We start from the raw sequence: 22242 nt of genomic DNA on the forward strand, positions 1-22242 counted from the left end.
AAGTCCTTCCCAATTGCGTCCATCAATCGTTAATCAGACAACAGAGTGTCTATTTAACCTGGACACATTATCGAGGAAAGGTTCACACAACGCAATGAACAGAGTCCACGATTGTGTTCATTGCCAATGCACAACTACCGCTTCGTATTCTTGCGCTCAGCGCTCGCGATACTGCAACAATGAAGTAATATTGCGCCAGATGCTACGCACACTTTTAGCTGCCGCCAGAGCCCGATACATCGATTTGCGTACCGGCACATCGCGCGCCGGCGCAACCGGTGTAGTCTCTTGCGCAAACTTGGATTTGAACGTAGTCAAGGCATGCAATGATGGAGCGAAATCGCTGCCCACACCCATCAAATCAACGCTTACGCAGCCTTCATTGCCTAAATCGCACATCATCGTATAGATGAGCTTGTCCGGCACAAGATTGCTCATCGCATCCGCGGACGCGCATGCATAGTAATACACCGCGCAACCTTCATATATGGTCACCATCAGCCATGCCACTACCCGCCCCTTGATACGGGCGGCAAATACGCGACAATGCTCATGCCCTAGGGCTTCCATCATGTCCACATAGTCCATGAGAGGAGCCGGCATGAAGCCATCGCGGTGCGCTGTATCCACCATGATGGAGTAATATTCGCTGAAATCCTCAACAGCGCGATTCGTTTCATCAGCGCATACGGCAGCAGACTCGCGCAATGCCTTACGCACATCACGACGGCCACGTTTGCGCATGCGCTCAAGAATCGCGTCCGCTCCACCCGCCAGATCAACAACAACAGTGGTGTCATACGGCACTGTCGAAAGCACTGGATGTGTACCCGTATCAGTCCAAAGATCAAGACGGACAAATACAATGCCTGAATCCGCTCGATGAACATATTCGCGAATAGCTCGAACCGCATTGCGCTCCACACCAGGATTAGGCACGATAAACCATACCGGTCCGTGAGCAGACCGCAGATATCGATAGCCATGCGTCTGATATTCAATCAGCGACAGCATGGCGACCGGCTCGCCTTGATCCAACACGGCCAGCACGCCCCACGGCTTGCGGCCATCAATAGTCTGCTGATAATCCGCCCAAATCTGGGTTTGTTCAAGCGGCATTGCGACATCGCAAGCAGAAGACTCCTCCACGAACGCTTCAAATGTTATCTTCTCAACCGTAAGCATTCCGACAACCTTTCTTACCCAATGCAGCTCAAATTAGAGGGGGGGGGGACGAATAAATCGGGGTAATTGCTGCACCTATCGCAGTACACGCCACTGCTCTGTTACATCCCCGCCGACAAATCGATTGATAATAGCGGTAAACTCGGGGTCGTCATGCTTGAATTGGTCGAAGTTACCAATACGCTGCCCATCATTGTCATTCACCATTGCCAATCATCCTTCACATGCACCAGCGGGCGAGGTCGGCAACCCGTTTGCGATAACCGGCGTCCAGGAAACGACCGTAGAGCGGCGGGCAATGATCGAATACTTCGACATTCACATCGGTCACACTGGCGCGCAGGGACTTGGTCAGCGTGCGGTCCACCAAAAGTTTGAGCCATTCTGCGCTGGATCCTTCGCATGTGAGAATCACACCGAGCTTCTTTTTGGGACCGCACTCATAGCCCGGCGTCAATGCGATCGGATAATACAGTCGGTCGATAGCTGCGATGAGTTTCGCTTCGAGGTTGTTGTAATAGACAGGCGAAACAACGATGATTGCATCTGCCGCATGGACCGCGGAGAGCAACTGCGGAAAATCATCATCCGGTTCGGCTGAGTTGGCAACGGAGTCGATACCCGGAGCAACGGGATGAATATCGAGATCCCGCAGATGGATTGTAGTTACGCTTGCTCCATAGAGCGTTAGCTCGGCCGCGGCGATGGCGGCGATGGCATCACCATTGCCGTTGATGGTGGGCGAACTGGTGATGATGAGTGCGTTCGACGAGGTCATGATTGGATTCCTTACGATGAAGATGGAGATAACAATTACCGCTTGCGACCAGCCTGATTGTTGAGTCGCACGCGCAGCGGCAGTAATGCGAGCAGTATCGCAGCGAACAGGCAGGCCGCACCTGCGGCAGCCCGGATGGAGTACATAGTGATAGCTGCACCACCGACCGCCGTGCCTACAGCGATGCCGACGTTGCCGAATGCAATCGACATGCCGTTGGCGAATTCAGGAGCAGTCGGCATGGAGGTGGTCACAATGTACTGCTGGAGACTATTGCCAACGCCAAACAGAATGCCCCAGAGAATCACTACGGCAACCTGAGCTATCGCCCGGCCAGGAATCAGCAGTACCGCAAGCAGAACAGCAAGCAATAACATGCCATAAACGAGTTGGGTGAACTGCGGCTCGGTGGAGAGCATACGGCCGGCTATCCAGCTGCCAAGCACACCAACCGCACCGAAGACGAACAGCATGACCGGCAATGCGACATCACCAATGCCCATTACCGCACTGAAATATTCGGTGATATAGGCGTAGAGGCTAAATGCCGACGCCTGCAAAGCAACAGTGGCGAGGAGCGAAATTCCCGCGACGGAAGTGAACACGGTTTTGACCTGTGCGAAGTAGCCGGATTGGCGTTCGGCAGGAATCGCCGGCATCAACATCCACACCATGATGAAAGCCAGCAGGGATATGGCTGAGAGTGCAATCATTTCCGCAGCCACTCCCATACGGTCCGCAATCATGCGCGAGAGCGGAAGACCGACCACCGTGCCGGCTGATAATGCCATCATCACTTTGGAGACCGCTTTCGGCGCTTGCTTTGGTTCCACACTGGCGGCAGCCACGGTGAACGCGGATGAGAGGAACACGGGCTGCGCGATGGCGGGAATAATGCGGGCGATCAGCGCCGTAGCGAACACTGTCGATACTGCATACCAAATATTGCACACCGTAAACACCGCCATGCTGGCCAGCGCAATGGTTTTCCGGTCGAATCCCGATAATGCCGCGGGAAGGAAGGCTCCGGAGAGTCCGACCGCGATTGACCATGCGCTGACCATGATGCCGGCTTGTGCCAGATTCACTTGAAACAGCTTGGCGACGTCCGGCAGAATGCCGATAATCGCGGTTTCCGAGCATAGAATCGCGAACGTGCAGGCCATCAGGCATGGCACGACGAAGCGACGATGGGCAAGCGTCACCGTCACTTCACCTCTTGAAGGATCTGGAAGATCTCGTCACGGTCGAGCTGCTTGCAGCAACCGGGCTGGATGTTGCAGGTATCAGCCACCTTGCGGAGGGTTTCATCGTCGGCCGCCGTGTCGCCGAGCTCATGCAACGTGGTAGGCAGACCAATCTCCTTGATGAATTGGGCGAGCGCATCAATACCGGCAAGTGCGACTTCAAGCGTGTCCTTACCTTCCGGGTCGATGCCCCAGATCTCGGTGGCGAAGCGAGCGAACTTTTCCGGTGCGGCCGGAGCAAGGTGACGGTACAAAGCGGGATGAATCACCGCAAGGCCTTCGCCGTGGATGCAGTTGGTGAATGCGCCGAGCTGGTGCTCGATCTGATGGCACTGGAAGTCGGTGACCTTACCGATTTTCAGGATGCCGTTTTCGGCCATCGCAGAGTCCCACATGAGTTCGCTGCGAGCCTCATAGTCGTTCGGGTTGGCGACCATCTTGCGGATATTGCGGATGATGTTGTGCATGATCGCCTCGTTGATGTCGTCGGAGACGTTGTCGGTTCGCGGCGAGCCGAAATAGGTTTCCATGCAATGGCTGAACGAATCGAAGGCACTGGAAATAGCCTGACGGAATTTCACGGTGAGCGTATAGCTCGGATCAAGCACCGCGAAGCAAGGCGTGGCCGCGAACAGACCACCCTTGATGTTCACGGCCTCGTTGGTGATGACCGCGCCACCGTTCATTTCCGAACCAGTTCCGGAAACGGTGGGCACTGCGCCGACCGGCAGCGAATCGGTCGGGAAGCGACGCTCCTTATATTCCATGTCCCACAGGTCTTCGTCGAGTTTGGCTTGCGAGGCGACGGCTTTGGAACAGTCGATGGTGGAACCGCCGCCAACCGCCAGAATGAAGTCCACGTTGTTTTCACGTGCGAGTTTGGCGCCTTCCTGAACCTTTGCATACGTGGGGTTGCCCATGATGCCGCCGAAATCGACGATGGTTTTGCCGGCCTCGGTGAGAATTCCCGTGATCTCGTCATAGATGCCGTTGCGCTTGATTGAGCCGCCGCCATAGGCGAGCATCACGGTCTCGCCCATGTTTGGCATTTCCTTGGTGAGTGCATCACGCACGGAATCCTTGCCGAAATAGATGCGGGTCGGGTAGCTGAATGCGAAGTTACGCATAATGTGCCTTTCATTGTTTTTGTTGCCATAACTTATGTTTCGTTATTTTATAACACGCTCTGTTACTTATTACTCAGTGTGTGGTATAAACAATATTACTGGCTTGAAAATCAAGCAAGAGACACAACGAAACAGTATGATGATTACGCCACACAGACACGGATGATGTGGCATAAACCAAGAAAGGAGCAGCCATGAACGAATCCGATCTGCGAGTCCTTCGAACCCGTGCGGCAATCAAATCGGCGTTCGAGCAGATGGTGTGCGAGCTTGATTACGATCAGCTCACCGTCAGCGAGCTCGCATCACGAGCCCATATCAACAGAAAGACGTTCTACCTGCACTATCAGTCCATCGACGAACTCATGGACGATGTAGTAATCGAACCAACCGTCGCGGAATTCACCGGCAAGGATGTGTCATACGCCAGCATCGACGACATCGCCGGCATTGTCAGGTTCTATATGACGATGGCCACGAAACAGTCGAAACTGCATGAACGCATCATGTGCGAGCCAAGCTATCGCTCCGTTTATGAACGTATCAGCCGCCGCATTATGGACTACCGCCGCGAACACAACAAGGGCGCGCTGCATCTCGACCCATTGGCCGAGAACATCGTATACGCGTTCTTCGAGTCGAACTCCCCCACCTTGTACCGCCAATGGGTCGCCGACGGCAAGAAAATGCCATTGGAAGACTTCATTGAACTGTCGATTGGATTGGTCACGCATGGCATGGCCTACGCCGTGCCGGGATATCAGCAGCAGCTCGATCATCAGTCGACCGATTCCAGCGCGTCCAACCAATAATCCCCACATCATCCGAATTCTCACATCATCCGTATCTGCAGAAAGGCCATCCCATGTATGCTGTTCGCCAACCGCGTATGCTGATTTTGCGAAAGACCTTCGCCATTGCCGGCACACTGGTTCTTTCCGGCGCGATGCTTGCAGGCTGCGGCGCCAGCCAGACGTCCAGCGTCACCGGCACAACCACACACCCCAATTCCAACAGTCAATCCGCAGACGCCGCCCAGCAGCCAATCTCCACGTCAAATGCGCTGATCTTCTACTTCTCGATGCCTGAACCCACTGGGACCGACACTCGGGCTGGAGCCAGCCGCGTCGTACGCGACGGCGAACTATATGGCAACGTGGAGCTCATCGCCAATCTCATCCAACAGCAGACCGGCGCAGACCTGTTCCGCATCGACACTGTTCAGGAATATCCGGCCGACCATGACGAGCTCATCGACTTCGCCGTCAACGAGATGAACAACAATAACGAACCGGAACTGCGGAACACCATCGCCGACCTCGATAGCTACAGCACCGTGTTCATCGGTTTCCCCATCTGGAACGCCCAATTGCCAATGCCGTTGCACACCTTGTTCGATAGCTATGACTTCTCCGGCAAGACCATCGTGCCGTTCACCGTGCACGGCGGATCCGGATTCGCCGGCACCATCGAACAGATCAAGGAATTTGAGCCGAACGCCACCGTAATCGATAACGGTTTCTCCGTCTCCCGCAACGACGTGGGCAGCGCAGACGCCGATCTAGACGCCTGGATCAAGTCGCTCGAAGCCTAAGCCTTAAGCCATTCCCCTCTCTCTTATTTCGCATCACACCCATATGCAGGCGCGAGCCTACCCAAAAACATCAATCTCGCTAAGGAGAATCATCCATGCCCACCGCAACTCGCGCGCGAATCATCGCAGCACTTTCCACCATCATGCTGACGTTGCTGCCACTGCTCGCAGGATGCACATCATCGAACAGCACCCAGACGAACAATACGACTGCGGCACCGCAATCCTCATCCGGCAACAGTAACGACACATCCGGCAACGGCGATCTCGGAAAAGTACTTATCGCCTACTACTCGTTCAGTGGCAACACCGAAAATGTAGCCGAGAAGGTGCATGAGCGTTTCCCCGACGCAGACATGTTCAAAATCGAACCGGCTGAATCATATGGCAACTACTCCGAAGCCGCCGCTCGCGCCGAAAAAGAGCATGACGAGAACGCACGACCAGCCGTGACGAACCACGTCGAGAACATGGACCAGTACGACACCATCTTGCTTGGCTACCCCATCTGGTGGGGCACGGCACCGATGTTCATCGCCACGTTCCTCGAATCCTACGATTTTGACGGCAAGACCATCTATCCGTTCTGCACAAGCTCATACACGCCAATCGAGGACAGCTACGACTTGCTGCGCAAAGCCGCGCCGAATGCGACCATCGGCGATGGCCTGACAGCAAACTCCAACGACGCCACCAACCAGTGGCTGAATAAGCTCACCAGCGAAACCGCCCGGTAGCGATCAGGCAACGAGCCAAGAGACATCATGCTTTCATCCGCCAACCAGTCAAGCATCATGGACCCGATTCCGCGCGAGCATCTCGCATCCATCACCATTGACGATGCGAGCGGGCTGGCTCGTTGCCGATTCTTCGCTTTCGATACATCAGTTCATATCGACGTGCGAATCGACGACGATGACCTGCCGAGGGTTACCACGCTCTTGCAATCGCTTATCGAGCATTGCCGCACATTCGAACGCTTGTTCTCACGCACATTGCCGCATTCCGACGTATCTGCCATCAATAATGCTCACGGCGAATGGATTCGCATTGATTCGCAAACGGCCAGACTCATCGAAGCGGCAAAGCATTACTGCGAGGAGAGCGAAGGCCTGTTCGACATCACCATCGGGCCATTAGTGCGACTGTGGAATTGGCGCAATCAGACGGTTCCTTCGCAAGCAGCGGTAGCGACCGCACTCCCCCACGTTGACTTTAGAACCATTGAGCTTGAACAGGATATAGCCGCCGGCGAATACCGATGCCGCCTATCCGACCCTCAATCCATCATCGATCTGGGAGGTATAGCCAAAGGATGGATTGCCGATCAGCTTGCGGCAATCCTGCTGGAGGCAGGCTGCACGAATTTCCTCATTGATTTGGGCGGCAACACGGTCATGCATGGTATCCCATCGCCGCATCATGGGTGGACCGTCAGTATTCCTTGCCCCACCGCTCCTGCCGAGCCGATAATCATGCTGAAATATCAGCCCACGGCATCTTCAGGTCCAGTGGAATCCACTGCATCGTTTGCATCGTCTGTATGTTCGCGCATCGACGAACCCCGCGCGAACTTACAAACGAATTGCTCGCCAAAATCGTTTGTATGTTCGCGCGGTACTTGTGAGGGCGCGAACTTACAAACGATTTCAGCTAAACATGGTATTTCAATAGTCACCAGCGGCACTTATGAGCGACATTTCGTTGCCGATGGCGTTGCATACCACCACATTCTCGACCCGCATACCGGCTATCCAGTCTGCACTGATCTGGCGAGTGCAACCATCATCGCCAATGCATCATTGGATGCGGAAGGCTATTCGACCACGATGCTTGCACTTGGATCAATGCGAGCCAAACGATTCGTTGACTCGCGTCCGGAGATTCTCGCCGCGGTTCTTATCCGCCGCGACGGCACGTTGATACGAATCGGCTGCTAACCCCGAGGGCGCTCTGCGCGACCGAATGGCTGCCTCCCAGATACGGAACGGCCTCGACTCATGACATCACTGATGCCCTTTACGGCGGCGCGGAGCGAGTGCTGCGGGACCATGCTGCTTCAAGGCGAACAGTAGTGCACGCATGCCGCCGATGCGTGGATTCGGGCTCTTGCCACGCGCAATGCGATGCATTTGCAGCTCGAACCAGCTGATAACCAAGATGCCGCCGAACGCCTTATCTAGCGGCTTGACGCCGGTCGAAACCCTTGGCAAATCAACGCTTCCACACCACCCATCGCGGATGATGCGGTTCGGCAGGTCCGGTACAAGCGCGAGCGGTCGCGCAATGCCGATCATCTGCGTGATGCCTTCGTTCAGCGCATGTTCCATGTCGTCCGCGTTGCGGAATCCGCCAGTCAGTGCGATTGGTACACTCAGCTCGCCTTTGATGCGGCGCGCGAAGTCGGTGAAGTAGACTCCTCGCCTGCGATCCTCAGCCGCACCGTCATTGGTCTGGATAACCGGCTTGGAGTACGTGCCACCAGAGATATCGATAAGGTCAACGCCACGAGCTTCCAGCTGTTTCATGACCCAGATGGATTCCTCTTCGTTGAATCCCCCAGGCGCCCCATTCTGCTCGTTGACCTTGATGGCGATCGGCACGTCGGATGAATTCAGCTTCACGGCAATCGGGAAGTCTGGTCCAACCGCCGCACGTACCGCATCGAATACGTCGAATAAGAAGCGTGCGCGGTTTTCAAGACTGCCGCCGTATTCGTCGGTACGGCGATTATCAAGCGGCGAAAGAAACTGGTTGATGAGGTAACCGTGCGCCGCGTGAATCTCCACACCGGTGAAACCGGCCTTCTTGGCGATGCGTGCCGTATTGGCAAATCGGCGAATAATGTCGTGAATCTGTTCATGCGTCAACTCGGTCGGCTCAGCAAAAAACTTCCCGTATTCGCCGTCAACTTTGCCTGCACTTGGCGCAACAGGATGCTGATTGATGGTAATGGGCGACTGGCGGCCGGGATGATTGATCTGTATCCAGCAGTGCGTGCCATTCTCGGCACCAGCTGCCGCCCATCGGCGCAACATGGGGAGGTCTCGTTCGTCTTCAACGGCAATGTTGCCGGGTTCGCCAAGCTGAGTGTGGTCGACCATCACATTGCCGGTGATGAGCACGCCAGCGCCGCCCTGCGCCCAAGCACGATAAAGGCGAACATGAGCCTCGGTCGGCGCGCAGTCGTGCGAAGCGAGCGCCTCGTTCATCGCGGATTTGTAAAACCGATTCTTCACCGTCACACCGCAAGGCAGAGTCAGTGGTTCAGCGACCGGTGTTACCGCCTTCTTGTCATTTGCCATAATAATCAACTTTCCAAACGTCCATATTTTTACAGTTGTCTAAATTAGCATAAACTTGGACAAGTGCAAAATTCTGGACGATAGGATATGCTGAAAAGTCATGAAGAAAGACCTCACCGGCAAGATCACACGCGGCACACAGCGCACGCTCGATGCGTTCTTTACCGCAATCACAGCATTACTTGCTGAAAAACCGTTCGCCGACATCAGTGTCAACGAACTATGCGAACGCGCTGGCTACCCACGCGCCACGTTCTATAACTATTTCGAAGACCGCGACGACTTGCTGAACTACTGCTGGACCGCACTGTCTAAGCAGGCCAATCTTGCCGATCTCGCACTGACCGCGCCGGAGCACCGTGTGGATACGGCGCTCGACGCAATGGCCGACATATTGGAGTCCAATGCAGACTTGCTCCGCACAGTACTGGAGAACAACCCGCCTGAAGGTCCGCTATTCTCCAGTCTGCACATGTTCATCGAGAATCAGGCACGTGAAATCATTCGCACCTGCATTGACCGCGACCGCTTCACTTTACCGACCGATCTGATTGCCGACCATTATGCCAACACTGTGATGCTGGTGCTTGATTGGGCGTATCTGCGCGGTCATACGCTCAGCCGTACGCAGCTTCACGATTACGCACATGCATTATTGCGTGGCGTGGAGTAAGTATTACTTCCCGATCATTCACATGCCAGCAAGATCGAAGAAATGCTCGATGATGGCATCGTTAAGAAGTCGACCTTTGCGCGTGGGAACAACGCGGGTGTGATGTGCGGCATCTGAAACGATGGTGATGAGGCCTTCCTCAACCATCGGCTGCAATTGACCCACGTCAATGGGTTTCAAACTCATTGACGAATCAGTCACAGCGGTCTGGTCGCCCATTGCGGCGAGGGCATGATTGATTCGCTCCAAATCGAGGCCTTCATGGATGCGCAGGCCAAGCATAATGAGTTCCTCGAGATTCTCCGTAGGGGTAATCTCCTCACTACCACCCCACGGGATTCGGTTTTCGTTGATGGCGGTTCCCCATAGCTTCGGATGGGCGATATCCCACGCACGTAAGGCGTTGACTGAAGGCCGAGCGTTGTAATGGCTATGTGCTCCCGGGCCCAAGCCTGTCCAGTCAACGTTGCGCCAGTAGCCAAGATTGTGCTGACTTTCGTATCCGGGCTTTGCCCAGTTAGATACCTCGTACCATGTGAGACCGGCTGCAGTGAGCAGATCGTCGGCAATCTCGTATTTGGCGGCCTCATCGTCATCGTTCGGCTTAGGCAAAGTGCCTGCGGCAATCTGCCTACCCATTTTGGTAGTTGGTTCCACCGTTAGAGCGTATGAGGAAATGTGATTGACTCCAAGATTGATGGCGGTCTGTACTGAAGTGCGCCAATCGTCAAGGCTCTCCCCCGGCGCACCATAAATCAAGTCAACGCTGGAGCGAAGCCCGGCCTTATTCGCAGCTTCGACTCCGGCAGCCACATTGGCCGGCGTGTGCGTGCGGTCAAGGGTTTTGAGCACATGCGGCACAGCGGATTGCATGCCGAAGGAGATGCGGGTGAAGCCGCCCTCGGCAAGACGGTTGATGTAATACTCGTTGACCGTATCCGGATTGGCTTCAGTGGTGATTTCAGCGCCAGATTGGATTCCCCAGGTCTTACGAATGGCATCGAGCATCGCGACCAAATCGTCGGCAGACAAAATGGTCGGCGTACCGCCACCAAAGAACACAGTGGAAACTGCCGGCTCCTCGATACCGCGGTCAAACTGCCATTGCCTAACCAGTTCCATCTCACGAATGATCATGTTGGCGTAATTGCCGCGTGAGGCTCCCGCACCGAGATCGACCGCTGTGTATGTATTGAAATCACAGTAGCCACAACGGCGAAGGCAGAATGGGACGTGGATGTAGATTTCGTAGGTCATGGGTGCGACTCCCCTCAGTCAGCCATGCTGACAGCTCCCCTCTGGGAGGGGAGCCAGGACTGAATCTGACTCCCCTCCCAGAGGGGAGCCGAACTAACATCAACCTTCCGTCTTTTGCGCGGCGCGAATCTTGTCTTTGGTGTCGCGGTCGTTGGATTCCTCGCCAGTGGAAAGCGCTGCGATGAACGCCTCCTGCGGCACCTCCACATGGCCGAGCATCTTCATGCGCTTCTTGCCGGCCTTCTGCTTTTCGAGCAGCTTGCGCTTACGCGTGATATCACCGCCATAGCACTTGGCCAACACATCCTTGCGCAGTGCACGAATGTTCTCACGGGCGATGATGCGCGAACCAATGGCGGCCTGAATCGGAATCTCGAACTGCTGGCGCGGAATCAGGCCGCGCAGTTTCTTGGTCATCATCACACCATAGCTGTACGCCTTATCTCGGTGCACGATGGCGCTGAACGCATCCACTTTCTCGCCTTGGATGAGGATATCCACCTTGACCAGATCAGCGGTCTGTTCGCCATCCTCATGGTAGTCAAGCGATGCATAACCCTTAGTGCGAGACTTCAGCTGATCGAAGAAATCAAACACGATTTCCGCGAGCGGAATGCGGTAGTGCATCTCCACACGATCGGTGGAAATATATTCCATCGTGCCCATGATGCCACGATGATCTTGGCATAGGTCCATCACAGCACCGATAAATTCCTTCGGCGTGATGATGTCGGCGGCCACCATCGGTTCCACAATCTTCTTGATTTTGCCGTCCGGGAATTCGCTCGGATTGGTCACATGATGTTCGCTGCCATCTTCAGCGGTCACATCATAGGTGACGTTCGGAGCGGTCTGAATCAGGTCCAAACCAAACTCGCGAGACAATCGCTCATTGACAATCTCCATGTGCAGCAGACCAAGGAATCCGCAGCGGAAACCGAAGCCCAAAGCCACGGAGGTTTCCGGCGTGTAAATCAGGGCTGCATCATTGAGCTTGAGCTTGTCAAGCGCGTCACGCAGTTCCGGGAACTGAGCATTGTCAATCGGGAACAAACCGGCGTACACCATCGGCTTGGGATCGCGGTAGCCGGGCAATGGCTCGGTTGCCGGGCGGACCGCGGAGGTCAACGTGTCACCCACCTTGGACTGGCTCACATCCTTGGCACCGGTGATAATGTAGCCGACTTCGCCGGCACCGAGCGCCTTGGTACGCATCATATCCGGACTGATAACGCCAATTTCAATCGGATCATGGGTCATACCGATACCCATCATGTGCACTTTTTCACGATCGCGCAGCTCGCCATCCTCCATACGAATGTAGGTCACGATACCGCGGTACGAATCATAGACGGAATCGAAAATCAGCGCACGGGCCGGAGCCTCCGGGTCGCCATGCGGCGCCGGCACTTCCAACACAATGCGGTCAAGCAGTTCAGCCACGCCTTCACCGGTCTTGCCGGAGACGCGCAACACATCACTCGGATCGCAGCCAATCAGACCAGCAATTTCCTCAGCGTGCTTGTCCGGCTCAGCGGAAGGCAAATCAATCTTGTTGAGCACAGGAATGATGGTCAAATCATGGTCGATGGCCATATACAGGTTGGAAAGCGTCTGCGCTTCAATGCCTTGTGTGGCATCCACCAGCAGTACCGCACCCTCGCATGCGGCCAATGCGCGGGAGACCTCGTAGGTGAAATCCACATGACCGGGGGTATCAATCATGCCAAGCGTGTATTCCGTACCATCGAACGTCCACGGCACGCGCACAGCCTGAGACTTGATGGTGATGCCACGCTCCTGCTCGATATCCATACGATCAAGGAAACGGTCACGCATCTCGCGCTCGGGCACGATGCCGCTCAACTGCAAAATGCGATCGGCCACGGTGGACTTACCGTGATCGATATGCGCGATAATGCAGAAGTTACGAATCAGTGACTGATCAGTGGAACCCGGCTGATTGTGTTGGACGACCAACGCATTCCTCCTCTTGGCATATACTCAAACTTCACTTAGTGTAGCCGAGGGACTGTATTCGGCGTGGCACCGCGCGGGTTTTTCCGGGGTGCATGCTATCCTCTTACTTTTGTATGTCCTTGTAAAACACATCGTTTGGAGTAAACGTGGCAAACATTAAGTCGCAGAAGAAGCGCGTGCTCACCAATGAGAAGCGTCACCTTCGCAACGTGGCTGTGAAGTCCGGCCTGAAGACCGCTATCCGCGCCACTCGCGAAGCCATCGCCGCCGGTGACAAGGCTGCCGCCGAGGCCGCCTACAAGGTCGCTGCCCAGAAGCTCGACAAGGCTGCTGGCGCTGGCGTGATCCACAAGAACCAGGCCGCTAACCGCAAGTCCGGCCTCGCTGTGGCTATCAACGCTCTGTGAGCATAAGCCGATAAGGTTTTAGCAAACCCTGCAGTCCATTTGGATTGCAGGGTTTTTGTTTTGCCTACTTTCACCATTTCACTATTGAAACGCAGGACTATTGAGCATCCGAATCTTCGCCAGATTCGTTTTCGACAAACTCATCATTATCAACGTTCGAGGATGAGCGAGGCGTAATATCCGGACGTTGAAGGTACCGCTTCTCCCCCGGCAGATATACATGAGTGCGTGGCACAGCACCCGGCATCGTTACATTGAACGCTACCGAAAGCACACGAATCAGTACCACCACCACGACGATCAGAATATCCAATACCATTTCCGAGCGCATATCGAATAAGCCGTGCTCTGAGCCGCGCCACGCCAGCACGGTCAATATGCAGCCGACAAATGAGGGAATGGCATACAGGTGCCTGTCGCGAATAATCATCGGCACATCACCGAGGAATATATCGCGAATCAAACCACCAGCAAGCGCGGTGAACATGCCAAGGAATATAGCAGTCATTCCGGAAGTGCCAAAGGCCAAGGCTTTAGCGGTGCCGTTAACGGCGAACAGGCCGAGACCCAAAGCGTCAACGACAATCATCGTCCATTTCAATTGTCTAATTTCGGGATGAGCCACTACCGCAATCGCACCGGAGAACAATGTGGTAAGCACGAATCCTTTATCCGTGATGCCCACCGGCGGCAAGTCTCCCAGCATCACATCACGAAACAGACCGCCGCCAAGTGCGGTAAGCCAACCGCACAGCATGATGGAGAAAATATCATAGCCTTTTTGAATTGCGGCCAAGCCACCGGAAAGCCCCCAACACAGGATGGCGAGATATTCGATGCCCAAGAACACCGCATTGCTCTCCAACGCCACCTGCATGAATACCGTTCCCCTTCCTAGTGCATGATCGCTTTATGAGCTTACACAAAAATGATGCCCTATGGCATCGCCATAGGGCATCATTACAGGACATTAATTAGACACGCCGTCTAATTCAGCACACCTTCCACATCCAGTTGTGCGGATCTTCAATCTCACCGAGCTGAATGCCGAGCAGCTTGTTGCGCAGTGCAACGGTCAGCTCGCCAGAACCACCGTCTGCAACGGTGACATCGAACTTCTCGGACTTGAAGCGACCAATCGGGGTGATGATGGCGGCGGTACCGCAAGCGAACACCTCAGTGACCTCACCGGACTTGATGTCTTCGAGCAGCTGATCGATAGCAATCATGGTCTCGACCACATCACGGCCCTCATCCTGCAGCAGCTGAATCAGGGAACGACGGGTGACACCCGGCAGAATGTTGCCAGTCAGGGACGGGGTCTCAACGTGGCCATCCTTGTGGACAACCATCATGTTCATGCCGCCGAGCTCCTCGAGGTAGGTCTTGGTGGCGGCATCCACGAAGCAGACCTGCTGGCAGCCGTTGGCGATACCGGTGTATTCGCCGAGCAGGGATGCGGCGTAGTTGCCACCGCACTTGGCGAAACCAGTGCCGCCAGGGCCAGTGCGGAACCACTTGTCTTCCACCCAGATACTCACCGGCTTCACGCCGCCCGGGAAGTACGGGCCGGAAGGAGAAGCAATCACGCAGTAGTCGACTTCCTGAGGTGCACGCACACCAAGGAACGGCTCGGAAGCGAACATGAACGGACGCATGTACAGCGTGTACTCGCGACGGGACGGAACCCAAGCGGCATCGCGCTTGACCAGCGCGGCCACAGAGCCGAGGAAGTCATCAATCGGCAGCTCAGGCAGGTACAGACGCTTGGCGGAGTTCTGGAAACGCTCGGCGTTGGCATCCGGGCGGAACAGCCAAGTGGAACCATCGGCGTGACGGTATGCCTTCAGACCTTCGAAGCACTCCTGTGCGTAGTGAAGCACGGAAGCACCCGGATCCATCTTCAGCGGAGCGTACGGCTCAACGCGGCGATCGGACCAACCTTCACCCTTGGTCCAGGTCATGTGGGTCATGTTATCGGAGAACACCTGGCCGAAAGCCGGCTTGTCGATGAGGGATTGACGCTTCTCATCGGATGCGGGGTTGTCGTTCGGCAGTACGGTGAACGGTTCGGTGAGCTTATCAAGCGCTGCCGGATCGTGGTGCGTGTTTTCAGTCATTAGTCGTTACTTCTTCTTGACTTGGCGGTGTGGACCGCCGTGATAGTGGTTGGTTATGCGCTTGTGGCGCAAGCTCTGTGGATACTTTCGCACACACACGCATAACGAGTGTAAGAGTTTTCACATGGTGAAAATGAAGAACCCGCATTCTAGATTTCTCTAGACGCGGGTTCGACGATTTTGTTATGAGTTCGTCTGTGCGCTATCGCGTTTCAGACGTACGACTCACTTAGCGTCGGCAGCCGGAGCAGCGTCGGCGTCGGCAGCCGGAGCGGCAGCTTCCGGAGCAGCGGTGGACTCGGTAGCGTCTTCCGGAACCTCAACGGTGACCACGGACTCTTCCGGATCCTCAACGTCGAGCTCAACACCCTCAGGCAGCACGACGTCCTTAGCGAACACCTTGGTGCCGTCGGTCAGGCCCTCAACGCTCACAACGATCTTCTCAGGCAGGTTGGCAACGTCAGCGCGAACCTTGAGCTCCTGAATGTCGACGAATGCCACGGCAGCGCCCTTCGGCGTGCCTTCAACGAAGACCGGCACCTCAACGTCGATCTTCTCGCCGGCCTTGACCTCGAGGAAGTCGATGTGCTCGATGATGCGCTTGACCGGGTTCTTCTGCACGTCCTTGACGACGGCCATCTTGGTCTCGCCGCCGAAAGCGATGCTGAACAGAGCGTTGGTGTGACGCAGAGCCAGGGTGGTCTCACGCATCGGCAGAGTCACGAAAGCCGGATCTTCACCGCCAGCGTAGATGGTTGCCGGGATCTTCTTGGCAACGCGCAGACGGCGAGCAACGCCCTTGCCGAACTCAGTACGGGTTTCACCCTCGAGCTTAATGGTGGTAGCCATAATGGATACTCCTTGTTTTTTTGGTGTTACTTATCGTTTTGTCTGTTTGACGCCACGACGCGCCGCAGACCAGCACCCAAGGAGGTGAAATCTCACGCCGAGTCGATAACGGAAAATGCGGGCTCTCTCGAGACTGTATCTTCCCTCGCCAAAGCAACACGCTTTGGCTCGACCGCGTCGCGTGGTAAACCACGCTCCCTTCGCCTACAAACAGTCCACCGGACTGTTCGCTTCACGGCTCAGCCATGCCAAAGCAACAGCAATCAAGTATACACAAGACCATGACTTTCATTTGCATACAAAAAAGGAGCCTCAATCGAAATTGAGACTCCCAGTAACTACTCGATTACTCCATTACGCGAGCAATTCCTTGACAGCGGCGATGACGGCTTGCAAACTCTTCTTCGCATCACCGAACAACATCTGCGTGTTGTCCTCGAAGTAGAGCTCGTTCTGAATGCCGGCGTAGCCCATGCCACGGCCACGTTTCATGACCACTACGTTCTGAGCCTTGTCGACATCGAGAATCGGCATGCCGGAGACCGGAGTGCCAGGGCGGCGGGCGGCAGGGTTGGTCACATCGTTAGCGCCAACGACCAGAGCCACGTTGGCTTGCGGGAACTGCGGATTGATCTCATCGAGGTCGACGAGTTCCTCATAAGGCACGTTGGCTTCAGCCAAGAGCACGTTCATGTGACCTGGCATACGGCCTGCCACCGGATGAATAGCGTAGGAAACCTCAACGCCGTGGCTCTTGAGCAGCTCGCCAAGGTCAGCCAGTTCGCGCTGAGCCTGAGCCTGAGCCAGACCGAAGCCGGGCACGAAGATGACCTTCTCGGCATAGACGAGCTGGACAGCCAGATCGTCAGGCGTGGTTTCCTTCATTGTGCCTTCCGGACCGTCACCGGCTGCAGCGGCACCGGAACCGCCACCGAAGCCACCGGCGAGCACGGAAATCAGCGGACGGTTCATGGCCTGGGCCATGAGGATGGACAGGGTCACGCCTGCAGAACCGACCAGAGCGCCAGCCACAATCAGAGCCACGTTGTCGATGGCCAGACCAGACATAGCCACTGCAGTACCGGTGCAAGCATTGAGTACGGAAATCACAACCGGCATGTCTGCGCCACCGATAGGAATGACGAAGACCAGACCGTAGCACAGGGCGAACACGGTGGTCAGAATCGACCAAAGCAATCGCTGCTCAGGCTGCACGCACAGCATCACCAGAGAAGCGATGGAGAGCACTGCGAACAGAATGTTCCACACACCCTTGCCCGGCAGCGCCAGCTTCTTGACCCACTTGATACCCTGCAGCTTGCCGGCTGCGATCAGCGAACCTGTGAAGGTTACGGAGCCGATGAGAATGCCGAGGCCAGCGGTAATAAGCACCACGATATCCGGAGTGCCGTCCTTGGTGAGAATGTCGTTCAAGGCCACAAGTGCTGCTGCGCCACCGCCCACGGTGTTGAACACAGAAACCAGCTGCGGCATGTCCGTCATCTTGACCTTCTTGGCGGAGACCACACCGGCCACGGCACCAATCAGGATGCCGACGACCAGCACCACCACAGCAACAATATTCACGAAGCCCTTGGCGAAGAGCACCACGAATGCCATCAGCGCGGCTACGACCATGCCGAATGCGGAAATCTGGTTGCCCTTACGCGCGGTCTTCGGGGAGTTCATGAAGTGCAGGCCGACCACGAACATGACGGCGGAGAACAGGTATACGAACCATGCAACGATGTCGATGGTTCCCACGGTTGCGGAGGTCATTACTTCGACTCTCCCTTCTTCTCATTCTTGTTGGACTTGAACATCTCCAGCATGCGGTCGGTGACCACATAGCCGCCAACCACGTTCATCGTGCCGAGCACTGCAGCTAGGAAGATGAACACGTAGGCTAGCGGGCTGTTGGCTTCCGCCGCCACAATCACCACACCGACGATAACGATGCCGTGAATGGAATTGGCGCCTGACATCAGCGGAGTATGCAAGGTGGCCGGCACTTTGCCGATAACCTCGATACCGATGAGCAGTGCGAGAACAAATAAGGTGATGGATACAACGAGTGTAGGCATAATCGTCTTCTTCCTTGACTCTCGATTACTCGGTCTTCTCAGCCGGTGCTTCAGCTCGACCGGCGACCACCAGAGCGTTGTCCAGTTCTTCGCTCAAATCCTGGCTGAGCTTGCCGTCACGAATGAAGTGCACGAGAATATCCGCGACATTGCGAGACAGTAGGTTGGATGCGGTAGTAGCCACGCCGGAAGCCAGATACGGGGCGCCGATCAGCTTGACGCCGCCCTCGGTGACCTGCTCCCCCACTGCGGAACCTTCAACGTTGCCGCCCAGTTCGGAAGCGGCGCAGTCAACGACTACGGCACCGCGATGCAGTCCATTCACGCCGGCTGCAGTCAACAGCACCGGAGGCTTGCGGCCAGGAACCTTGGCGGTGGTGATAATGATGTCGAATCCCGCTGCCTTCTCATCAACTGCAGCCTGCTGCTGAGCCTGTTCTTCAGCGGTCAGCGCACGAGCGTAACCACCCTCGCCTTGACCTTTGGAGAAATCAAGTCCCAAATCAAGGAACTTGGCGCCAAGAGATTCGACTTCACCCTGGGAAGCCGGGCGCACATCGTAAGCGGTTACGACGGCACCGAGTCGACGCAACGTACCAATGGCCTGCAGACCGGCAATACCAGCACCCAGCACCAGAGCCTTGGCCGGGCGAATGGTGCCTGCAGCAGTGGTCATCATCGGTAGGAATGAGCCATAGGCATCGGCTGCGGCGATGGCAGCCTTATAACCCATAACCGAGTTCTGTGAAGTCATCTCATCCATCGACTGTGCACTTGACAGCTTGCGAGGCAACTTTTCGATGCCGATGCCCACCAGTCCAGCCTGTTCGAGAGCAGTGATGTAATCGGCGTCCGTAAAGGAGCCGAGCATGCCGATAACCCACTGTCCCGGCTTCAGCGAAGCCACGATTTCAGCAGACGGCCTGTCCACAAAACCGAGCGCATCAGCCTCGGCAAGCACTGTGGCACGGTCGGCGACCTTTGCGCCGGCCTTCTCATAATCCTCATCGGTGTATTCGGCAGCAATGCCGGCACCGGATTCAATAATGCAGGAAACTGCACTCCTCTTCAACCGGGTGACGATATCCGGCGTCAACGCAACGCGGGATTCGGTTTCGGACGTTTCGTTCACAACGCCGAATACCACGGTGGCTTCTTGGTTTTGCGCCATGAGAGCCCTTTCTGTTCTACTTTGAATGGAAATGGTTATCCAATGTGCAAGTGTAACCGCTATCGATACCAAGATGCAGCTTTTTCTTACGGATGCGTAGGTTTTTCCTACGGTTGCGTAAGGTGACGAGTTCGGCTCACACGATTACAATTTGAACTTTGAGAAACGTTCAGGCGCATGAAAGCGGCGACTGAACGACAGTGAAATGTATAGCAGGAGCAAGAATTGTCGGTTATCAATTCCTTCACGCAGCACACCATTGACCTCACTCGTAAAGCGTTGAGGCTTGGCTCGGATTTCGTTCATCCGGTTCATGACGACACTCCGGATGAGCCTGATTACCTGTCCAATGCCGATGTGCCGGTTGAGTCGAACATCGAACTGCCGCATACCGACGATTGGGATGACGGCCACCTGACCACTACCGAAATCGATGTGTTGACGGGATTGCTGACCACCTCCACGCAGGGTAACCCTGATTTGGATGAAGGCACTTCCATCTACGATCTGTACGCCGATCGCGCCGCACGTATGGGCGATGAGCCGTTGTACACCTACAAATCCGGCAATGAGTGGAACACCGTTACCGCTAACGAGTTCCTCGCCGATGTTCGTGCCGTTGCCAAGGGTCTGCTGCACTACGGACTGAAAAAGGGCGATGGTGTGGCCTTTATGTGCCGCACCTCCTACGAATGGGATTTGACCGACGCCGCCGTCATGGCTTGCGGTGGTGTGTTGGCCACTATTTACGATACAGATTCCGCCGAACAGATTCGTAACATTGTCAACAATTCCGACGCGCGACTGCTCATCGTCCAGACCACAGACATGCGCGATAAGGCCGATGGCGCCGTGGAGGAATGCCCCTCGCTCGAACACATCATCTGCATCGACAATGGCGGCTTGGATGAAATCAAGGCATACGGCGCTGGCGTATCCGATGCCGAACTTGATGAACGCATCGATTCCATCAAGAAGACGGACCTGTGTTCCATCGTCTACACCTCTGGATCCACCGCAGCTCCCAAGGGTGTGGAAATGACCCATGAGCATTACTGTCAGACGGCATTGAACCTGCCTGATTACATGCCTGAGTTGCTGCACGATAAGAAGAACACGATTTTGCTCTTCCTGCCGCAGGCTCACTCTTTTGCTCGCGCCATCAATTACATTGTGGTAGCGTCCGATATCCACATCTACATTGCGCAAGGCATCAAGACGCTTATTTCCGATCTGCAGGTGGCTAAGCCTTCCATCATGATTGTGGTGCCGCGCGTGTTGGAGAAGGTCTATAACGCTGCTTCCCAGAAGGCCGGTCATGGTCCGAAGGGTGTGGTGTTCGCTTCCGCTGTAGTGGCTGCACAGAACTATATGAAGGAGATTTCCGCCAATGGCAAGGCCGGCGCGCTGACTCGTACCAAGCGTGCGGCGTTCGACCCGGTGGTCTATTCTTCGCTGCGTGAGGTGTTGGGCGGCCGCGCCAAGTGGATTGTGGCCGGCGGCGCTCCGCTGGATCCTGATCTGCTGGCCTTCTTCCGCGGTGCTGGCGTGCCGGTCTACGAGGGTTATGGTTTGACCGAAACCACTGCACCATGCGCCTTCAACCCGCTGGGCACTCCGTTCCACGCTGGTTCCGTTGGTATCGCTTTCCCTGGCTTCTCGCTGCGTATTGCCGAAGACGGTGAAATTCAGGTTAAGGGCCGCGCCGTGTTCCCGCGTTATCACAAGAACGATGAGGCCACTGAGCTGTCCTTCACCGAAGATGGCTGGTACGCTACCGGCGATCTTGGTCGCATCGATAATGATGGATTCCTGTACATTACCGGCCGTAAGAAGGATCTCATCATCACCGCAGGTGGTAAGAACGTCTCCCCTGGCCCGATTGAGGAAGTCATTCAGCGTTGCGAAATCGCCTCCCAGGCGCTGGTGCTCGGCGATAAGCGTCCGTTTATTTCCGCACTGATCACCCTGGATGAAGATTCGCTGCGCCCGTGGCTCGCCGCCAAGGGGCTTGACGAAAACATGTCTATGGAAGATGCCACCCAGAATGCTGCGGTTCGCGCCGAAGTGCAGAAGTGGGTCGATCAGGCTAACGAAGGCGTTTCTCGTGCTGAATCGGTGCGTAAGTTCATCATTCTGCCTGAAGAGTTCACTCAGGAGAACGGTTTGATGACCGCATCCATGAAGGTGATTCGTCCGAAGGTCATCAAGCGTTATACCACCCTACTCAACACCCAAATGTACGTAGCCCGCAAGAAGTAATGACTGCGTATTAGCGTTGAAGGCTCCCTCAATGAGGGAGCCTTTATTCGTATAAAAGCATTACCGCATATATACAAAAACTCCCCTCAAAGAGGGGAGCCAGAGCAAACAATTAGAAGCCGAGCTTCTCCAACTGCTTAGCTGAGCCGTAAAGCAGACAGTCCAGTGGACTGTCTGTAGGCGAAGTGAGCAGCCGCGATAGC

At 55.5% G+C, this 22242-nt stretch carries 21 protein-coding genes; 7 read left to right on the forward strand and 14 right to left on the reverse strand.

Annotation, left to right across the window (positions count from 1 at the left end; all coding sequences use genetic code 11):
- Nucleotides 1-156: 156 nt before the first annotated feature.
- The 5 genes from BISA_RS06700 to BISA_RS06715 all read right to left on the reverse strand — a co-directional run bounded on the left by BISA_RS06700 (nt 157) and on the right by BISA_RS06715 (nt 4337).
- Nucleotides 157-1185 carry a lipid II:glycine glycyltransferase FemX gene (locus BISA_RS06700; RefSeq protein WP_051917388.1) on the reverse strand — a complete coding sequence of 343 codons (1029 nt, stop codon included), beginning with the start codon at nt 1183-1185 and terminating at the stop codon, nt 157-159.
- A gap of 75 nt (nt 1186-1260) precedes the next feature.
- Entirely contained in the window at nt 1261-1392 is a 132-nt protein-coding gene (locus tag BISA_RS13480; RefSeq protein WP_272945246.1) for a hypothetical protein, read from the reverse strand.
- Between the two features lie 13 nt (nt 1393-1405).
- Entirely contained in the window at nt 1406-1963 is a 558-nt protein-coding gene (locus BISA_RS06705; RefSeq protein WP_033890951.1) for a flavodoxin family protein, read from the reverse strand.
- 35 nt (nt 1964-1998) lie between these two features.
- Nucleotides 1999-3168 carry an MFS transporter gene (locus BISA_RS06710; RefSeq protein ID WP_152597194.1) on the reverse strand — a complete coding sequence of 390 codons (1170 nt, stop codon included), beginning with the start codon at nt 3166-3168 and terminating at the stop codon, nt 1999-2001.
- A 2-nt stretch (nt 3169-3170) separates the two neighbouring features.
- Nucleotides 3171-4337, reverse strand: coding sequence for an iron-containing alcohol dehydrogenase (locus BISA_RS06715; protein ID WP_033890954.1), 1167 nt, complete (start codon nt 4335-4337; stop codon nt 3171-3173).
- 194 nt (nt 4338-4531) lie between these two features.
- Here BISA_RS06715 and BISA_RS06720 point away from each other — a divergent pair, with 194 nt between their 5' ends.
- From BISA_RS06720 to BISA_RS11980, 4 genes are all read left to right on the forward strand, one after another.
- Complete coding sequence (locus BISA_RS06720; protein WP_033890956.1) at nt 4532-5149, forward strand: TetR/AcrR family transcriptional regulator; 618 nt, start codon at nt 4532-4534, stop codon at nt 5147-5149.
- A 77-nt stretch (nt 5150-5226) separates the two neighbouring features.
- A complete protein-coding gene (locus tag BISA_RS06725; protein WP_202806956.1) occupies nt 5227-5931 on the forward strand; it encodes a flavodoxin in 705 nt (234 codons plus the stop codon).
- 95 nt (nt 5932-6026) lie between these two features.
- Nucleotides 6027-6668: a flavodoxin gene (locus BISA_RS06730; RefSeq protein WP_033890957.1), complete on the forward strand. Its 642-nt coding sequence runs from the start codon at nt 6027-6029 to the stop codon at nt 6666-6668.
- A gap of 27 nt (nt 6669-6695) precedes the next feature.
- Nucleotides 6696-7871, forward strand: coding sequence for an FAD:protein FMN transferase (locus BISA_RS11980; protein WP_051917389.1), 1176 nt, complete (start codon nt 6696-6698; stop codon nt 7869-7871).
- Nucleotides 7872-7937: 66 nt separating this feature from the next.
- On the opposite strand, the gene BISA_RS06740 is transcribed toward BISA_RS11980, so the two are convergent.
- Nucleotides 7938-9236, reverse strand: coding sequence for an NADH:flavin oxidoreductase/NADH oxidase family protein (locus BISA_RS06740; protein WP_033890959.1), 1299 nt, complete (start codon nt 9234-9236; stop codon nt 7938-7940).
- Between the two features lie 100 nt (nt 9237-9336).
- On the opposite strand from BISA_RS06740, the gene BISA_RS06745 reads away from it, so the two are divergent.
- Complete coding sequence (locus BISA_RS06745; protein WP_033890961.1) at nt 9337-9909, forward strand: TetR/AcrR family transcriptional regulator; 573 nt, start codon at nt 9337-9339, stop codon at nt 9907-9909.
- An 18-nt stretch (nt 9910-9927) separates the two neighbouring features.
- Here BISA_RS06745 and hemW read toward each other — a convergent pair whose 3' ends face one another.
- Together hemW and lepA are read right to left on the reverse strand one after the other, a co-directional pair.
- On the reverse strand, nt 9928-11166 hold the full coding sequence (gene hemW, locus BISA_RS06750; protein WP_033890962.1) for a radical SAM family heme chaperone HemW: 1239 nt from the start codon (nt 11164-11166) through the stop codon (nt 9928-9930).
- Between the two features lie 99 nt (nt 11167-11265).
- Nucleotides 11266-13146, reverse strand: coding sequence for a translation elongation factor 4 (lepA, locus tag BISA_RS06755; protein ID WP_033890963.1), 1881 nt, complete (start codon nt 13144-13146; stop codon nt 11266-11268).
- 146 nt (nt 13147-13292) lie between these two features.
- Here lepA and rpsT point away from each other — a divergent pair, with 146 nt between their 5' ends.
- Nucleotides 13293-13553, forward strand: a complete 261-nt coding sequence (gene rpsT / locus BISA_RS06760) for a 30S ribosomal protein S20 (RefSeq protein ID WP_033890964.1) — start codon at nt 13293-13295, stop codon at nt 13551-13553.
- A 97-nt stretch (nt 13554-13650) separates the two neighbouring features.
- Here rpsT and BISA_RS06765 read toward each other — a convergent pair whose 3' ends face one another.
- The 6 genes from BISA_RS06765 to BISA_RS06790 form a co-directional block, all read right to left on the reverse strand.
- Nucleotides 13651-14430, reverse strand: coding sequence for a trimeric intracellular cation channel family protein (locus BISA_RS06765; RefSeq protein WP_033890965.1), 780 nt, complete (start codon nt 14428-14430; stop codon nt 13651-13653).
- 115 nt (nt 14431-14545) lie between these two features.
- Nucleotides 14546-15673 (reverse strand): branched-chain amino acid aminotransferase, encoded by a 1128-nt coding sequence (locus BISA_RS06770; protein WP_033890966.1) that lies wholly within the window; start codon nt 15671-15673, stop codon nt 14546-14548.
- A 225-nt stretch (nt 15674-15898) separates the two neighbouring features.
- Nucleotides 15899-16522, reverse strand: coding sequence for a 50S ribosomal protein L25/general stress protein Ctc (locus tag BISA_RS06775; RefSeq protein ID WP_033890967.1), 624 nt, complete (start codon nt 16520-16522; stop codon nt 15899-15901).
- Between the two features lie 354 nt (nt 16523-16876).
- A complete protein-coding gene (locus BISA_RS06780) occupies nt 16877-18301 on the reverse strand; it encodes an NAD(P)(+) transhydrogenase (Re/Si-specific) subunit beta (RefSeq protein WP_033890969.1) in 1425 nt (474 codons plus the stop codon).
- Complete coding sequence (locus BISA_RS06785; RefSeq protein ID WP_033890970.1) at nt 18301-18606, reverse strand: NAD(P) transhydrogenase subunit alpha part 2; 306 nt, start codon at nt 18604-18606, stop codon at nt 18301-18303. Before BISA_RS06785 ends, BISA_RS06780 begins: the two co-directional genes overlap by 1 nt.
- 25 nt (nt 18607-18631) lie before the next feature.
- Nucleotides 18632-19777, reverse strand: a complete 1146-nt coding sequence (locus tag BISA_RS06790; protein ID WP_033890971.1) for a Rossmann-fold NAD(P)-binding domain-containing protein — start codon at nt 19775-19777, stop codon at nt 18632-18634.
- Nucleotides 19778-20002: 225 nt separating this feature from the next.
- Between BISA_RS06790 and BISA_RS06795 the strand changes: the two genes are divergently transcribed.
- Nucleotides 20003-22039 carry an AMP-dependent synthetase/ligase gene (locus BISA_RS06795; protein ID WP_033890972.1) on the forward strand — a complete coding sequence of 679 codons (2037 nt, stop codon included), beginning with the start codon at nt 20003-20005 and terminating at the stop codon, nt 22037-22039.
- Nucleotides 22040-22242 lie beyond the last annotated feature (203 nt).

Origin of the sequence: Bifidobacterium saguini DSM 23967 (assembly GCF_000741715.1) — a bacterium.
Taxonomy (GTDB): Bacteria; Actinomycetota; Actinomycetes; order Actinomycetales; family Bifidobacteriaceae; genus Bifidobacterium; species Bifidobacterium saguini.

What these genes read in the sequence shown, in the direction of transcription:
- BISA_RS06730 (WP_033890957.1), top strand. Translation starts at nt 6,027, where the DNA reads ATGCCCACCGCAACTCGCGCGCGAATCATCGCAGCACTTTCCACCATC.
- BISA_RS06775 (WP_033890967.1), bottom strand. Translation starts at nt 16,522, where the DNA reads ATGGCTACCACCATTAAGCTCGAGGGTGAAACCCGTACTGAGTTCGGC.
- BISA_RS06770 (WP_033890966.1), bottom strand. Translation starts at nt 15,673, where the DNA reads ATGACTGAAAACACGCACCACGATCCGGCAGCGCTTGATAAGCTCACC.
- BISA_RS06745 (WP_033890961.1), top strand. Translation starts at nt 9,337, where the DNA reads ATGAAGAAAGACCTCACCGGCAAGATCACACGCGGCACACAGCGCACG.
- hemW (WP_033890962.1), bottom strand. Translation starts at nt 11,166, where the DNA reads ATGACCTACGAAATCTACATCCACGTCCCATTCTGCCTTCGCCGTTGT.
- BISA_RS06780 (WP_033890969.1), bottom strand. Translation starts at nt 18,301, where the DNA reads ATGACCTCCGCAACCGTGGGAACCATCGACATCGTTGCATGGTTCGTA.
- BISA_RS06705 (WP_033890951.1), bottom strand. Translation starts at nt 1,963, where the DNA reads ATGACCTCGTCGAACGCACTCATCATCACCAGTTCGCCCACCATCAAC.
- BISA_RS06725 (WP_202806956.1), top strand. Translation starts at nt 5,227, where the DNA reads ATGCTGATTTTGCGAAAGACCTTCGCCATTGCCGGCACACTGGTTCTT.
- BISA_RS06715 (WP_033890954.1), bottom strand. Translation starts at nt 4,337, where the DNA reads ATGCGTAACTTCGCATTCAGCTACCCGACCCGCATCTATTTCGGCAAG.
- BISA_RS06720 (WP_033890956.1), top strand. Translation starts at nt 4,532, where the DNA reads ATGAACGAATCCGATCTGCGAGTCCTTCGAACCCGTGCGGCAATCAAA.
- BISA_RS06700 (WP_051917388.1), bottom strand. Translation starts at nt 1,185, where the DNA reads ATGCTTACGGTTGAGAAGATAACATTTGAAGCGTTCGTGGAGGAGTCT.
- BISA_RS13480 (WP_272945246.1), bottom strand. Translation starts at nt 1,392, where the DNA reads ATGGTGAATGACAATGATGGGCAGCGTATTGGTAACTTCGACCAATTC.
- BISA_RS11980 (WP_051917389.1), top strand. Translation starts at nt 6,696, where the DNA reads ATGCTTTCATCCGCCAACCAGTCAAGCATCATGGACCCGATTCCGCGC.
- BISA_RS06790 (WP_033890971.1), bottom strand. Translation starts at nt 19,777, where the DNA reads ATGGCGCAAAACCAAGAAGCCACCGTGGTATTCGGCGTTGTGAACGAA.
- BISA_RS06785 (WP_033890970.1), bottom strand. Translation starts at nt 18,606, where the DNA reads ATGCCTACACTCGTTGTATCCATCACCTTATTTGTTCTCGCACTGCTC.
- BISA_RS06765 (WP_033890965.1), bottom strand. Translation starts at nt 14,430, where the DNA reads ATGCAGGTGGCGTTGGAGAGCAATGCGGTGTTCTTGGGCATCGAATAT.
- BISA_RS06740 (WP_033890959.1), bottom strand. Translation starts at nt 9,236, where the DNA reads ATGGCAAATGACAAGAAGGCGGTAACACCGGTCGCTGAACCACTGACT.